The 15,484-nt window shown below is 44.9% G+C and carries 15 protein-coding genes; 11 read left to right on the top strand and 4 right to left on the bottom strand.

Going from position 1 to position 15,484, the window contains the following annotated elements; all coding sequences use genetic code 11:
• Positions 1-111: 111 nt before the first annotated feature.
• Positions 112-267 (top strand): hypothetical protein, encoded by a 156-nt coding sequence (locus tag RID53_RS14075; protein ID WP_006103253.1) that lies wholly within the window; start codon positions 112-114, stop codon positions 265-267.
• A 310-nt stretch (positions 268-577) separates the two neighbouring features.
• Entirely contained in the window at positions 578-1,765 is a 1,188-nt protein-coding gene (locus RID53_RS14080) for a D-Ala-D-Ala carboxypeptidase family metallohydrolase (protein ID WP_446388698.1), read from the top strand.
• A gap of 323 nt (positions 1,766-2,088) precedes the next feature.
• On the opposite strand, the gene RID53_RS14085 is transcribed toward RID53_RS14080, so the two are convergent.
• Positions 2,089-2,670, bottom strand: a complete 582-nt coding sequence (locus RID53_RS14085) for a DUF1802 family protein (protein WP_446388699.1) — start codon at positions 2,668-2,670, stop codon at positions 2,089-2,091.
• 68 nt (positions 2,671-2,738) lie between these two features.
• On the opposite strand from RID53_RS14085, the gene RID53_RS14090 reads away from it, so the two are divergent.
• The 6 genes from RID53_RS14090 to RID53_RS14115 all read left to right on the top strand — a co-directional run bounded on the left by RID53_RS14090 (position 2,739) and on the right by RID53_RS14115 (position 9,823).
• Positions 2,739-3,623, top strand: coding sequence for a sugar phosphate nucleotidyltransferase (locus RID53_RS14090; protein WP_446388700.1), 885 nt, complete (start codon positions 2,739-2,741; stop codon positions 3,621-3,623).
• Positions 3,624-3,695: 72 nt separating this feature from the next.
• A complete protein-coding gene (locus RID53_RS14095; protein WP_446388701.1) occupies positions 3,696-4,355 on the top strand; it encodes a restriction endonuclease subunit R in 660 nt (219 codons plus the stop codon).
• A 479-nt stretch (positions 4,356-4,834) separates the two neighbouring features.
• Positions 4,835-5,935 carry an ABC transporter ATP-binding protein gene (locus RID53_RS14100; protein WP_446349212.1) on the top strand — a complete coding sequence of 367 codons (1,101 nt, stop codon included), beginning with the start codon at positions 4,835-4,837 and terminating at the stop codon, positions 5,933-5,935.
• Entirely contained in the window at positions 5,935-6,735 is an 801-nt protein-coding gene (locus RID53_RS14105; RefSeq protein ID WP_446388702.1) for an ABC transporter permease, read from the top strand. The genes RID53_RS14100 and RID53_RS14105 overlap by 1 nt, the downstream gene beginning before the upstream one ends.
• A 156-nt stretch (positions 6,736-6,891) precedes the next feature.
• Entirely contained in the window at positions 6,892-8,703 is a 1,812-nt protein-coding gene (locus RID53_RS14110; protein ID WP_446388703.1) for a Gldg family protein, read from the top strand.
• Positions 8,704-8,917: 214 nt separating this feature from the next.
• The gene (locus RID53_RS14115) at positions 8,918-9,823 is read left to right on the top strand and encodes a DUF4340 domain-containing protein (protein WP_446388704.1); all 906 of its coding nucleotides are present in this window, start codon (positions 8,918-8,920) and stop codon (positions 9,821-9,823) included.
• Positions 9,824-9,879: 56 nt separating this feature from the next.
• Here the strand turns inward: RID53_RS14115 and RID53_RS14120 are convergent, their stop codons facing one another.
• Together RID53_RS14120 and RID53_RS14125 are read right to left on the bottom strand one after the other, a co-directional pair.
• Positions 9,880-10,974, bottom strand: a complete 1,095-nt coding sequence (locus tag RID53_RS14120; RefSeq protein ID WP_446388705.1) for a WG repeat-containing protein — start codon at positions 10,972-10,974, stop codon at positions 9,880-9,882.
• 326 nt (positions 10,975-11,300) lie between these two features.
• A complete protein-coding gene (locus tag RID53_RS14125; RefSeq protein WP_446388706.1) occupies positions 11,301-12,692 on the bottom strand; it encodes a malic enzyme-like NAD(P)-binding protein in 1,392 nt (463 codons plus the stop codon).
• Between the two features lie 242 nt (positions 12,693-12,934).
• Between RID53_RS14125 and RID53_RS14130 the strand changes: the two genes are divergently transcribed.
• A complete protein-coding gene (locus RID53_RS14130) occupies positions 12,935-13,369 on the top strand; it encodes an SRPBCC family protein (RefSeq protein WP_446388707.1) in 435 nt (144 codons plus the stop codon).
• A 51-nt stretch (positions 13,370-13,420) separates the two neighbouring features.
• A complete protein-coding gene (locus RID53_RS14135; protein ID WP_446388708.1) occupies positions 13,421-13,987 on the top strand; it encodes a Uma2 family endonuclease in 567 nt (188 codons plus the stop codon).
• 177 nt (positions 13,988-14,164) lie between these two features.
• Here the strand turns inward: RID53_RS14135 and RID53_RS14140 are convergent, their stop codons facing one another.
• Positions 14,165-14,533, bottom strand: a complete 369-nt coding sequence (locus tag RID53_RS14140; RefSeq protein ID WP_446388774.1) for a formylglycine-generating enzyme family protein — start codon at positions 14,531-14,533, stop codon at positions 14,165-14,167.
• A 152-nt stretch (positions 14,534-14,685) separates the two neighbouring features.
• Between RID53_RS14140 and RID53_RS14145 the strand changes: the two genes are divergently transcribed.
• Positions 14,686-15,483, top strand: coding sequence for a DUF2887 domain-containing protein (locus RID53_RS14145; RefSeq protein WP_446388709.1), 798 nt, complete (start codon positions 14,686-14,688; stop codon positions 15,481-15,483).
• Position 15,484 lies beyond the last annotated feature (1 nt).

Genomic DNA, 15,484 nt, shown 5'->3' on the forward strand with positions numbered 1-15,484 from the left:
TTTCCACCCAATCTCCTTGGACAAAGGAAAACCGTAAGCTATATTAGTATTGCTATCTTAGTATTAGCAATTTAGATGCCAAAAATAGCATGGTGTATCCACATAAAAGCAATGAATTTAGACTATGATACTGCCGTGATTATGCTAGCCATCACGTTTCCTTTAGTGATGACTTGGTTGCTAGTTAGTGGTGAATTAGAACTTTGGGCTTATTTAGGTATATATGGTATCTGTTTGTGGGGACTAGGAGCTTTAAAAAAAGAATAGTGATAACGGAGTCATTTTTCAGCGTTAGTCTGACAAAAAAGGTGTGATAAGTAGTCGGACAAAAGAAAACCGTACTGTATTAACTTTTGCAAGTAGCCCTAAAACCCTCTCTCCGTCTACTTTCACGCCAACCTTACCTATCAAATCAAAAGCATGACAGCTTGCTGAAGGGCGTAATTTTATCATCCCCTAAAAACGCTGAAATCCTCATCAAAAGGGACGTTTACGCCCCCGAAGCCGTACCAGACTAAATTAGAGCAGAGTAAAATATTAACTAGAGTTAATTGTTCCAAAAGGGCTAAACACAACTATGGACTTTCGCCTCAAGACACTCTTACCTGACTACGAAAAAGCCTTCTTGACCTGTAGCTTACAAAAAGAACAAGAATCCGAAGTTCAGCAAATTGTTGAGCGCATGAAGGATCTGCGACAACACTATGAAACCGTTGAACAAGCGACAGGCATTCCATGGTGGTTTGCAGCGGTTCTTCACTACAGTGAGTGGAACCTCCGCGAACCTGACTTATTTGTGAAAAAAGTGACAGAAATTTTATTGGCTAAGGAGTTCCATAAAGCCCGAACTCGCACCCTCGGTGCTTATCTGTGGGGGTTTGACTTGTGGAATGGATTTAGACATGGAGTTGGAGATCAATCCGAGTGGGTTTGGGGGGGTACCACTGTTCTGAAGCATCCATCAACCACCATTGGAGCAGCGGCGATTGTTTACTATCTCCAATCCCAAAAAATCATTGATATCCCTAAACCAGGAACAGGCATTAAAATCAAGGTCTTATCCGATACAGTATTTAAAGCGCGACCGGATCAATCATTTCGACTCAAACCCGAAGAAAAAATCACGGTAAAAGGGGGGACTCACCTAGAAATTATTGAGGATGATCCCTCTGAGGGAGGACACGTCAAAGTCCTTTTACCGGATGGGGTTTTGTTAGGGCAGAATAATCAGAGTGATTGGTATGTTTTCAAAGAACATATCGAAATTCAAGGAACTGAACCGAATAATCGTCCCAGCGATAAAGCAGAAGAACCCGAAACTAAGATTGCTTCACCCAATAAAGGACGTCCCATCACCGTACCCAAATTAGGAACAGTCTATCTAGGCAATCCAATTCTCGAAGGTGGACACTTTAGTTGGGCGGAAGCGACAATGAATGGCTCAAGGATTCCGGTGAATAATGAAGTGGTTGAGGGGATTTTGAGAGTGGCTCATGTGATGGAAGAAGTGAGAGAATATTTGGGCGCTCGTCCGATTACTATAAATTCTTGGTATCGTGATCCAGTAACTAATCGTAAAGTCGGAGGGGCAACAAAATCCAGGCATTTAGTGGGTGATGCGGTGGATTTTGTGGTTCAAGGAATCTCCCCACCCCAAGTTAATCAGCGCCTAGAATCCTGGTGGGGAAATCGGGGTGGATTAGCCAGTGCTAGCTCTTTTACCCATATTGATGTGAGAGGATATCGCGCTCGGTGGCGCTACTGAGTTTGATCTAATGCGTATTTTGGGTTTATTGTTCAGTGTTGATTGTTCATTGACTCACATCTTGCACTATTCTCAATCAGCCTATGCCGTGGCACACCTAATTGGGTAGATTAGCTATAAACTCAAAAAACATAAGAAATTAGGGGCTAAAGCCTTTACTACTGGCGTGGCACAGTTAAAATTGTGGAATAGATTTGACCATTGAATCGGGCGCAAGTCTTTGCGCCCCTACGGTTTCCGGGCGTAATTCTAATTCATCAAATAAGCTGTGCCACGGCACTACTGGACTATTAGGTTTTTGAGCCTCTTGAAGAATTTCATGCTTACACCCTACACCCTGACTCCAGAATCTGACGGATTTGTGCCGTTTGCTGGCTATAGTCGGTATCATCAACAACGGGTACAGCACCCTCTAGAGAAATGGGTTCAGCTATATTAATCCAAGAACGACAGCCGCCGTATTCAGAACGATAGGGTATACGTTGAACCGAGGGAAGCTTGTAGATTCGTAGTAGGAGAACATACAACGGTTGACGTGGCTTCCATTTAAAACGCCCACTGGCAAATTGTTCATTCCAGATGTGGTAGGGTAACAGGGCGTCTACTGCGGCTTGAGTGCTGATTTGAAAAATATCGGTAATGGTTGCCCAACTGCCAATCCGTACCGTTTGCGGATGCCAACCTGAGGTGACGGGTGTTACCTGAGAGGCATAATCGGGTTTGAGTAAATGAGGCTGTTGATGTTCGTAGGTAGGATAAAGTAAAACCGGATTGTAAGTGACGTGGAAGCGATTGTTTTCTTCCCGAATGCCGCCTTTACGCAGTAGCATAATCGTCTTACCCTGTTCTAAGGCATCAACGGCAACAGCCCATTCTTTGAGTGCGTTTGTAGTTGTCAATGGCATCATCAAGGATTAAAACTAATTTTTTAAATAGATTGTCTTATCTTGATTCATAATTCATAATTTAGATTATGTCCAGTCAGATTGTTCGTAAAGCCGTAATTCCCGCCGCCGGATTTGGTACTCGCTTGTTTCCAGCCACAAAGGTGGTGAAAAAAGAACTATTTCCAATTATCGATCGCGATGGGCGGACGAAGCCAGTAATTTTGGCGATTGTGGAGGAAGCAAGGCGCGGTGGTATCGAAGAAATCGGGATTGTGGTACAACCGAGCGATCGCGCCATTTTTGAGGCGTTCTTTAAAACTCCACCGAAACAGGCACTTTTGGATAAACTCTCTGATGCAAATCAGGACTATTGTCAGTATCTGCAAGAGTTAGGAGAGCGGATTACTATCTTAACCCAGGATGAGCAAGAAGGCTATGGTCATGCGGTGTTCTGTGCCAAGGATTGGGTGAATCAAGAGCCTTTTTTACTGTTACTTGGCGATCATGTTTATACTTCCGATACCGAAATTCCTTGTTCTCGTCAGGTGCTAGAAATTTATGAAAAAACGGATCAAAGTGTGATTGGTTTGACAGAAATGTCTGCCGAGATTATCCATAAAGCGGGTTGTGTGACTGGGGTTTGGCAGAAGATGAATTCTATTTTAACGGTGACACAAGTCTGTGAAAAACCGGATCTTGACTATGCGCGATCGCACTTGCGTGTTGAAGGGATGGCGGAGGATAGGTTTTTAGGGATTTTTGGTATGTATGTCCTCAAGCCGAAAATCTTTGAGATGCTGGCTGAAAGTATTAACCAGAATCAGCGCTATAAGGGGGAATTTCAGTTAACCACTTGTCTGGATACATTACGCCAAGAGGAGGGATTGATGGGATATTGGGTCAAAGGACAATATTTTGATACCGGAATGCCAGAGTTTTATCGACAAAGCCTGATAGATTTTAGCGGCTGAATTGACACTCCAGCATTCCATGTCATCTGGAATTGACATGCACTCCAACTTATTTCCTGCCATTCTAAACCCATGACGACGCTCAATGCCAAAAACTTAACTTTAGATGATGTTCATCAGCTTTTTAATTTTCACAAACAGTACAGTACCTCATTTGAATCATTATTATCTCTCGAACCTGTAACCGAGTTTGAACAGCAGCAAGTTGAGCAAACTCGCCATGAATTTGACAATCATCTTACCTCAGCCACTGCTTCAGAAGGTCAGGTTAAATTGGTTGCGGTTAGTCCTCTGTTACGATTAGCTGGGTTCTATCGCTATCCTTTACAAATTGCTGTTGAAGAAGGAATTTCCCGGATTACCATTACGGCTGAAGACACCCTAATCACAGGTCGATTTGATATCCTGGCAATTAATAAAGCTCGACAGCCCAGAGATCATGTCCCGTTTTGGGTCTTAGTTATTGAATCAAAAAATAGCGCGGTTTCTCCATCAACAGGCTTACCCCAATTGCTGACGTATGCTTATAAAAGCTTAGAGTCTCAAGAGTCAGTCTGGGGTTTAGTCACGAATGGAGAACTGTATCGGTTTGTCTATATCCAGACAGGGAATTCGCCAACCTATCAGTTGCTGCCATTCCTAAGTTTAACGGATGCTGAATCGTCTATGAAGTTGCTTCAAGTTCTAAAGGCTATTTGCCAATTACAACAGATAAAGCTATCGCCAGAGTAGAAGCTGATAGGGTTGCTATTTTAGGAGTAGATTCCTTTGAGGTAAAATAGCCTTGGTAAAATGGCAAAAACGACCCAAATCATCCAGGCATTTGTGATACTCAATGACTGTATCCGCAGGTGATCGGGTTCAGGTTAGAAAATCGGATATCGGGACAGGAAATCTAATGTAGGGGCGGGTTTAGGGACAAAATTAACGGAGTCACCAATCACCTTTCTCCAAAACCCGCCCTGCCCAAATCTTTTACCCCGACATTTTTGAGGTGCGATCGCGGTTAGTAATCTGGTGGGTTTTGTTGTTCCGTTAATGGTGGGGAGGGCGGGTTTTGTTGTTCCGTTAGTGGTGAATATCTGAATTTAGCCCCTAAACCCGCCCCTACAGATTCCCTAAACCCGCCCCTACAGTTGATCAGTAGTCGGACTATGTATGATTGATAAACGTTAGCCTAAAAAATATCTATCCTCTCCAGTGGAATCTTTATGATCGAAGTGGATCGTCTGAGCAAGCTCTATGGCGTCACTCCAGCAATTCAGGATGTCAGTTTTAAGGTGGAACCGGGGGAAATCCTGGGATTTCTCGGACCCAATGGTGCGGGGAAAACAACTACCATGCGGATTTTAGCCGGATATTTACCTGCCACCAGTGGAACCGCCCGAATTGCTGGGTATGATGTCCATGAAAATTCTCTGGCGGTGCGCCAACGCATCGGCTATTTACCGGAAACCCCTCCCCTTTATCCAGAAATGACGGTTGAGGGGTTCTTGTACTTTGTCGCTCGTCTCAAAGGGGTATCCGCAGGCGATCGCACTAAGCGGGTGAAGATGGCAATTAAACGCTGTAACCTTGTAGAGAAGCGCAAAGTCTTGATCCGCAAACTCTCCAAGGGATTTCGTCAACGAGTGGGAATTGCTCAAGCGATCGTTCATGATCCACCTGCGATTATCTTAGATGAACCCACCGTCGGACTCGATCCTCGGCAAATTATTGATGTCCGCAACTTGATCAAAAGCCTTGCCGGTGAACATACGATTATCCTGTCTACCCATATTCTGCCAGAGGTGAGCATGACCTGTAGTCGGGTGGCGATTATCAACCGAGGTAAAATCGTCGCCACCAATAGCCCAGAAAACCTGATGGCGCAATTGACGGGAGGGGCGGGCTATGAGTTAGAAGTGGATGGGGATGCAACTCAACTGCAAAAGCTATTACAAGTGTTGCAGGGAGTCTGCTTAGTCGAAATTGTCCCCACTCAACAGTTACCCCCAAATCGCTCCTTAATTCGGATTGTGACGGTACCGGGTACTGATCCGGGACGAGATATTGCGGCTGTAACTGTGGGCGCTGGGATCGGATTGCATGAAATGCGCCGCACTCGCGCTACCCTGGAAGATGTCTTTTTAGAACTGACGACTCAGGAACGGAGGGCGGAGAACCTGGAAATAGAGACAGGGAACAATTTAGCTGAATCGCCTATCTCTGATTCTCCATCAGAAGTTCCTGAATCCAATGTTTCTCAATCCCAAGTCCCTGAATCAAAAGTCCCTGAGTCAGACGTTCCCCAATCAGGAGAAGATCGTTAATGCGTATACTCTTTGGCAATATTGTGGCAATTTTTCGCAAGGAATTGCAGGGCTATTTTGCTTCACCTTTGGCTTATATAGTGGCTGGGTTTTTCTGGCTATTGTCGGGGTTCTTTTTCGTGTGGATTCTATTAAGTCCCGATGGGATTATTCAGCAAGTAGCGCAACGCGATCAACTGGGAATGCCGACACCCCCTGTGGATGTAGCCTATGAGTTTTTGAATATGTTTTTGAGTGTTATGGGGTCTCTAATTTTATTTGTTCTCCCCATCCTCTCCATGGGACTCTATTCGGAGGAACGGAAGCGGGGAACGTTAGAACTGCTGGCAACGTCGCCAGTGACGAATTGGGCGGTAGCCCTGGGAAAACTATTAGGTGTGCTAACCTTTTTTACGATTATGGTGCTACCGTTACTCCTATATGAAGTGATCGCCTTGAATGCCGCCAATCCACCCATTCAACCGTGGGTTCCTTTATTAGCCCATGCTGGATTAATTTTACTCGCCGCATCAGTGCTTTCCCTGGGAATGTTTATTTCTTCGTTAACCGATAGTTCAATCCTGGCAGCTTTCCTCACATTTGTTTTGATATTGTTCCTCTGGGTAATTGATTTAATTGCTAATATTATCGGTGGTGCTTTTGGGGAAGCGTTAGGTTATTTATCGTTGATGGAGAATTATACCAATTTAGTTCGGGGTGTTCTAGATACCAGTAGTCTTATTTTATTTGCTAGTTATATCTTTCTGGGCATATTCCTCACCGCTCAGTCGATTGAAGCGTTCCGATTCCAGCGCTCTTAAGTTCGTAGTTGCGCTTTAGCGCCCTAAGCATTTTGGTATTGATGACAAACCTGTAACTATTTTATCACTCAGTCAGGGCGGGTTTAGTCAAATCTGGGTTAGGTCAGAAACAATAATCGTAAAACCCGCCCCTACACAATCAAAACGCTATAAACTATGACAACAAAGCCGATTAAGTGGACGTATTTAAAATATCTATTTTGGTTCGGACCGATCCTGACAATTATGGGACTTACCGCCCAAGAAGTCGCGGGTGAGTGGTCTCCTGTATCCTTGGCGCTGCTAATTGCAGGACTATTGATCATTGGCTTGTGGTTCCTACTTCTAGATCAAATCGCCCCTGGTTTTTGGGGACGCCGTTCTACCCAGGTGGGAACCAATGCGATAATTGCCACCTTAGCGATGTTTGTGATTATCGGGTTAATTAACTTTTTAGGCGTGCGTTATGGGGTACAGATTGATTTAACCGAAAATCAGCTATTTACCCTTTCACCTCAGTCACAGCAAGTTGTGAGAAATTTAGATCAATCGGTGAAAGTTTGGGTGTTTGAGAGTCCCGCTAATCCCGCCAATCAAGAACTCCTGGAAAACTACCGCCGCTATGGATCAAATTTAGAATTTGAGTTTGTTGACCCCCAGCTACAACCTGAATTAGCCCAAAAGTTTAATGTAAATTACATAGGGGAGGTTTACTTAGAATATGGGAATCAACGGGAGTTAGTCCAAACCATTAGCCCAGGGGAACGGTTATCGGAAGTTCAGCTAACCAACGCAATTGAACGCATCACAGGCGATCGCGCGGATAAGGTCTATTTTCTCCAAGGTCATGGTGAACGCCCATTAGAAGCGTCAGACGAAGGTGGATTATCTCAAGCCGTAAGTGCGTTAGAGACAAAAAACTTCACCGTCGAACCCCTGAATCTCGCTGAACAGCCAGCCGTTCCCGATGATGCTTCTTTAATCGTAATTGCTGGACCCAAACGAGCGTTGTTTGAACCGGAAGTGCAAGCTTTAGAAGACTATTTGGCTGACGGGGGAAGTCTGTTAGTGATGATAGATCCCGATACCAATCCCGGCTTAGAACCCTTACTATCAGATTGGGGAGTGACGTTGACGAATCAGATTGTGATTGATGCGTCGGGTCAAGGGAGGTTAGTCGGTTTAGGTCCAGCAACCCCCTTGGTTACGCAATATGGCGATCATCCAATTACCCAAGATTTTGGAACTGGCTTTTCGATTTATCCCTTAGCGCAACCCGTGGACATGGAACCTGTAGAAGGGATAAAGGAAACCCCTCTAGTGATAACAAGTCCCCAAAGTTGGGCGGAAAACACGCCAGAACAACAACCGTTGGAGTTTAACGAACAAGAAGGCGATCGCCCTGGTCCTTTAGTATTAGGGGTAGCGTTAAGTCGTCAAGATTCCAGCGCTTCACCACCATCAGAACCGGAAGCGGAAGACACTCCAGAAGCTGAAGGTGAAGACACTGATGAACCCGAAGCCGAAGACACTCCAGAAGTGTCGCCAGAAGACACCAATGAACCCGAAGCGGAAGAAACTCCCGAAGCGTTTCTAGAAGACACCGATGAACCCGAAGCGGAAACTCCAGAAGCATCTCCCACAGCTTCGCCAGAGGAATCCCCAGAAGCCTCACCTTCACCAATCCAGACCGATGAGTCTCAGTCTCAAGAAGACGAAGCTGAATCACGATTAATTGTGTATGGTAATTCAAACTTTGCCACAGATAGTTGGTTTGATCAGCAACTCAATCCTGATATTTTTATCAATTCCGTGAGTTGGTTAAGTAAGCGAGATGAACAAGCACTTTCGATTAGTCCCAAAGAACCCGAAGACCGCCGAATTAACTTAACACCCGTCCAATCCGGAATATTGGGATGGTTAGCCCTGTTAATTGTTCCAGCGTTTGGCTTTTTGACCGCAGGGATGCTGTGGTGGTTACGGCGGTAAAGGTACATCTGTAGGGGCGGGTTTTACGATTATCATCTATTTGTCACCCAGATGTGACTAAACCCGCCCCGACTAAGTGATATAAAATGTTCGCATCGGAATTATGTTTTTTTAACGCAGAGGACGCAGAGGTTGACGCAGAGGGACGCAGAGGGGTCATAACCAATGACGAATGACAAATGAACAATGACAAATGACCAATGACGAATAACAAATGAAGCTACAGAAGACTACTTGGGTTTTATTAATTGTTGCCCTTTTCCTGGGAGGATTTGTCTACTTTTATGAAATCGTTGGAACTCCTCAACGGGAAGCCGCGAAGGAAGCCGAAAAGCAACTGTTTAGCTTTGAAGAAGATGAGGTTCAACGGGTTAACATTTATATCCAGGAAGAAAGCCGAAAATTTGAACGGGTGAGTGAACCTGAACCCGGTTGGCGCATGACGGAACCGAAGGATGTCCCCGCCAGTGATCCATCGGTTGCATTTCTCTTGAATTTACTCGTTGAAGGAAAGAGCGATCGCATAATTCCCAATGTCCCTCCGGAAAACCTGAAAGACTATGGCTTAGACAAACCCCAAGCCATGGTAACGGTGCGGCTTACAAACGATGAAACCCATGAAATTCTTTTAGGAAAACCAGATTTTAATAATAGTTTTCTCTATGCTCAAATTGATCCATTCTCAGACAAATCCCAGCAATCTAACGTCTTTTTAGTCCCCATGGACTTTGACTATGCTGTCAATCGCCCCTTATCAGAATGGGAGCAAACAAAAGAGGAAACACCTGAAGTAACTCAGCCATCCGATACGGAAAACGAGGAATCAACCTCTGAAACCGAACCCGCTACAGAGGAAAAAGAATCCCCTGAAAGCCAAGCACAACCCACTCCTAACAACTCTGATACTGAAACCGAGGAATCAACCCCTGAACCTGAAAAAACACCGACATCTGAGAACAAAAAGCCGTCCCCATCTCCCTCTCCTGAAAACACGTCCTCTTCCGAAGACAAAAAGCAGTCAATAGAGGATGAAACGGCTTCTCCTAATGAGGAAACAGAACCTGAAAATACCCCCAATGACTCTGAAGACGAAGATGTTTCTACTGATACAGAGGGTTGAAACTGTTTCCTGTTCCCTGTTCCCTCCCCTCACCATAAAACTCCCTGTAGCAACCCCTATTTTAAAGGATGACTGATGAAAGCGTACCTGTCATCAATTCTAACTCTGGCTACTCCTTGCTGAAATGACCAAGCACTATCAAATTGGGGCTTGATGACTAAATTCCCTATTTTGTTAATATAGCCCCACTTGTCGCCTATTTTGATCGCGATTAAGTCTTCCGAAAAGTCATAGGTGTTATCAAACTGGGGAGCAATTAGCATATTTCCCTGCTGATCAATATAACCAATTTTATCGTTCATCGAGATGCCAGACACACCTTGGACAAAATCCCCCGCCCAATCAAAATAAGGCATAATCACAAACTCGCCTTGATGATTAATATACCCCGATTTCATTGCTTGATTCGAGACAGACGCCAAGCCTTCGGAAAAAGAACTCGCATCTTTAAATTGAGGTGGAATCGCCCAGTTTCCGGTTTTGTCGATATAGCCATACTGGTTATTCAATTTTACCGTAGCTAACCCCTCAGAAAACGGTTTTGCTTCCTGAAATTGAGGCGGAGTAATCCAGTTTCCGGTTTTATCTACATAACCATACTGATTATTGTTTTCGACAATTGCCAATCCTTCGGAAAACAAATCCGCATCGTAAAATTGAGGTAAAATTATTACCGTGCCAGTTTTATCAATATAGCCCCAATCATCGTCTTGTTTAACTGGGGCTAATCCTTCCGCGAACGATTTAGCGCCATCGAATTGAGGTTTAATTACCCAGTTACCTGTTTGATCAATATAACCCCATTTTCCATCAACTTTGACTGGGGCTACATCTTCAGTAAACGAATCAGCTAACTCGAATTGTGGTTGAATTACCCAGTTACCTGTTTGATTAATATAGCCCCACTCCCCATCCAACTTAACCGCAGCCAATCCCTGAGAAAAATCATGTCCTGACTCTAACTCAAACGGGAAAGTAAATTGTACAGGAACAGCATTTTCGCTAGAAATTCGAGAAGTATGGAAACCGTTGTTAATCGTTGATATAATCTGACATCCGGATAATTGAGTAACCAGTAAACCGAAGAAGAGACTGGTGATCTTAACAACTAGCCGATGTCTAAACTGGTAATCTAACAATCCTCTACCCATGGGGTAATAATCACTATTTAGGGCTTGTTGAATAAGTGCTGTGGGGAGCAGGGGGAGCAATGTAGAGACGTGCCATGGCACGTCTGGAAACTGGAGGAGCAGGGGAAGATGAGAAAGTTAACTCAAAACTCTACCTTACCTGTTCCCTGACGAATGACAAATGACGTAGCTTGCTTCTCGCTTGCGCGAGTATGACAAATGACGAATGACGATCTCCGCCGTTAACTTTAATTGTCCCCACCTACTTAACCCCTCAGTGTCATCAGTGCTACCAACCGCCCATATCCCCACTCCAATCCCTCAACATCAATCCGTGAAATCAGTGTTTACCGTCTTGCTACCCCTTCATTCCGGGCGGCTTGTTGTACCGCTGCGGAAACAGCCGTCACAACACGCTGATCAAAAACAGATGGAATAATATGTTCAGCGTCCAAATCTGTCGTAGACATCAAAGACGCGATTGCTTTTGCCGCTTCTAGATACATCGTACTGGTAATCATGGAGGCGCGACAGTCGAGGGCGCCGCGAAACACACCAGGAAACGCCAGAACATTATTAATTTGATTGGGATAGTCACTGCGCCCCGTTGCCATAACCGCGACATCCTCTAACACCAATTCTGGCTGAATTTCGGGGATTGGATTCGCCATCGCCATAACAATGGGATCTCTTGCCATCGAATGTACCATGTCTGGCGTCAAAACACCGGGAACACTGACGCCGAGAAACACATCCGCCCCCACCATGGCACCCGCTAAAGTACCACTAGATTCAACGGCAAATTCCTGCTTTTGGGGTGTTAAATCCGTGCGTTTGGTTGAGAGAATCCCTTTGGAATCACAGATCCAAATCATCTTCGCCCCAGCTTGACGTAATAGCCGCGCGATCGCAATTCCCGCTGCGCCAGCGCCATTAATCACAATTCGCACCTCTTCCAGGGATTTCTTCACCAGTTTCAGGGAATTAATTAACGCCGCTAAACTGACAATCGCGGTTCCATGCTGATCATCGTGAAACACAGGAATATCCAAGACTTGTCGCAGTTTGGCTTCAATGTCAAAGCAACGGGGGGCGCTGATATCTTCCAGGTTAATTCCGCCAAAAACGGGAGCAATATTTTTAACGGTTTCGATAATCGTATCGGTATCTTGATTTGCCAGACATATAGGAAAGGCGTCAATTCCGGCAAATTCTTTAAACAGCATCGCTTTCCCTTCCATAACGGGTAATGCGGCTTCGGCACCTAAGTTGCCCAATCCTAATACGGCGCTACCATCTGTAACAATTGCTACTGTATTACTTTTAATGGTCAGGGAGTAAACATCTTGGGGTTCATCGGCGATCGCGTTACAAATTCGACCCACCCCTGGTGTATACGCCATGGCTAAATCAGCTTGGGTTTTCAGGGGAAGTTTGTTCTCGATGCTGATTTTGCCCCCTCGATGTAGATTGAACGTGCGATCATAGACATCGATCACCTTGATATGGGTAAGTTCCTTAACCGCTTGCACAATCTGTTCAGCGTGTTCGGTACTCGTCGCATCGATGGTGATTTCACGAGTCGTAACTTTGTGGGTTTGGTGAATCAGATCAATCTGTCCCAGGTTTCCCCCTACCTGTGCGATCGCGTGAGTAACAGTGGCTAACATCCCAGAACGATTGGGAAGTTGGATGCGAATCGTTAAACTGAAACTGGAATTCGGTGTCAGGTCTGCCATGCTGGATTGATTTCGGGTCTCAAGCTTTCAATTGTAGACCGAATTCCCAGTCCGAGGGAAAGCTCTTGGTGAACAGGTGCGGGGTTGTAGGGGCGGGTTTTGTTGTTCGGTTATCGGTGGGGAGGGCGGGTTTTGTTGTTCGGTTATCGGTGGGGAGGGCGGGTTTTGTTGTTCATTTATCGGTGGATATCTGAATTGATTCCCTAAACCCGCCCCTACAATTGTCTTATTACTTTTTTATTATGACAAGTCTCTATACTGAAATCGAAATTAATGCTCCTAAGTCACAAGTGTGGCAGGTTTTGTTGGACAAACAGCAGTGGAAGTATTGGAACACGTTTCTATTTGACCGTGAACCCGAACAGCCCTTGGAAAAAGGACAAGCCGTGTCTCTGTCTTTACGACGATTACCCAAGGATGAAGAAACGGAATTTGAACCCCTGATCACACTTTTACAACCCGAAATTTGTCTGCGCTGGGTTTCATCGATTCCCGGTTTTCGCAGTGAGTACGTCTTTGAGTTACAAGAGATTGGTTTGAGTCGCACTAAATATGTTCATATAAGCCGTTTTTCAGGTATTCTCACTCGTGTTTTTGTCCCCTTTATCCGGCAAGATGAGCATCGGGGAATGCAACGCATGGCGCGGGAGTTGAAGCGGTATGTTGAGCATTTATAATTAGGGAAAATATGGCTCTTGAGACCAGATGTTCTGCTATTCCCTAGGATTATGACTACCGTATTAAACTTAAAGCCACTGACGACGACATTGACGCGATCGCAGTTTTATCAACTGTGTGTAGCCAACCCTGATGTACCATTAGAACGTTCGCCCCAGGGAGAGTTAATTATCATGACACCGATTGGTGGAGAAGGTGGTAGCCAAGAAGCAAATCTAATTGGCGATCTGATCATCTGGAATCGCCAGACTCAGCTTGGTGTAGTCTTTAGTTCCCAAACAGTCTTTAGTTTACCTGGTGGAGGCGATCGCTCTCCAGATGTCGCTTGGGTGGAATTGGGGCGATGGCAACGTTTGAGTCAATCGGAACGAGAAAAGTTTCCGCCGCTTTGTCCAGATTTCGTGATTGAATTGCGATCGCGCACCGACCGATTAAAGCCACTTCAGGATAAGATGCAGGAATATTTGGCAAGTGGTTTACGTTTGGGTTGGTTAATTAATTATCAGGATCGGCAAGTGGAGATTTATCGAGAGGGAACAGAGGTAGAAGTTGTGTCGATGCCTGTTGTGTTGTCAGGGGAGGAAATATTGCCAGGGTTTAGATTAGAAATGCTGTAGGGGCGGGTTTAGAGATTCAATTAAACATATCACCAATAACCTTTCAACAAAACCCGCCCTTTTCCTAGGTGTAGCCGATCAATAAATTCTGTAGGGGCGGGTTTAGGGATTCAATTAAACATATCACCGATAACCTTTCAACAAAACCCGCCCTTTTCCTAGATGTAGCTAAACAATTCACGCCGCCGTACAAACAACCCGAAACCCGATATCGAGAAACCCGTAGTCTGGCACGTTTCTGAAGCGCAGAGAACAACGACAGAACCACGGATCATCAAACCATGAACCACCGCGCATCACTCTAAAATGCTTCTGATGATCATCAATTAACCAAGCTTGACCATTTGATGGCGCATCTATATAGTTATCATGCCAATGATCAGCACACCATTCGTACACATTTTCATGCAGATCAAATAAGCCAAACGTGTTCGCTACAGGGAAACTCCCGACTGGGGTAGTTTCTTCACGATACTTACCCCTAGAACCTTCAGCATAAATATATTTGCCGTCGTTAATGTAGCCTAATGGGGTAAACCTGTCAATTTGTCAAGATTACGGTAATAGGAATTTTGCGCGATCGCTCCTGGCATAGTGGTCAATGTTCAGAACGCCCATGTCCAGCAATTCAGCGTGAAAACCGACACCATCTTCTATAACCTGTTTCTCGAATTCCCACTCACCCTTGGCAGGTTGTCGTGATCTATCCTACTCGTAGGATTGAACGAGAACAAGCGTTTCAATTTGGTGAAATCCTTACCCTCAATCGCGTCAAACGCATTTATATTGATGAATTAGGAGAAACCCCATCCGGTTCCCTTGGGATTGAAATAGTTAAGCTGGTGATTGAGGATGAGGACACTGCACCGGAACGAGCAAGACGATTAGTCGCACAAGCTCAAATACAGATAGATGATGAAGCAAGCCAGCACAATCTAATCAAATTAATTGAGACAATCCTTGTTTACAAACTACCCCAAAAAAGCCGCGAGGAGATTGAAGCAATGTTCAGCTTAAGTGAACTCAAGCAAACTAAAGTTTATCAGGAAGCCTTAGAAGAAGGTGAAATTAAAGCCAAGTTAGCCGCGATACCACGCATGATAGAATTTGGCTTAAGATTGCCGCAAATTGCCCAGTTGCAAGATTTACCGCTAGAGGTTGTACAACAGACAGAACAGTTATTTCAGAAACAAAACGTTGCCGCTTTTATTGAACTCTTAAATAATCAGCGCAACCTGTTTTCAGCTCAAGAGTTGGCAGAATTACAGCAGTGGATTACCCCTGTACCGGATCAGGTTGAAGACTTATCCCAGGCGATCGCACAATGGTGTAATCAGGAATCCCATACTATACAGCGTCAGGCTTGGCGTCAAGTTCTCTCTGATTTATGGAAGGCGACGGTGGAAACGATATTGAAAACGTACCCCAAGACTCTGGATTTAACATCCTCTCCCCTAACTAAGCAAATGGTGCAACAGGGGATTGAAGGGAGTTGAA

The organism is Coleofasciculus sp. B1-GNL1-01, assembly GCF_040220235.1.
Lineage (GTDB): Bacteria > Cyanobacteriota > Cyanobacteriia > Cyanobacteriales > Coleofasciculaceae > Coleofasciculus.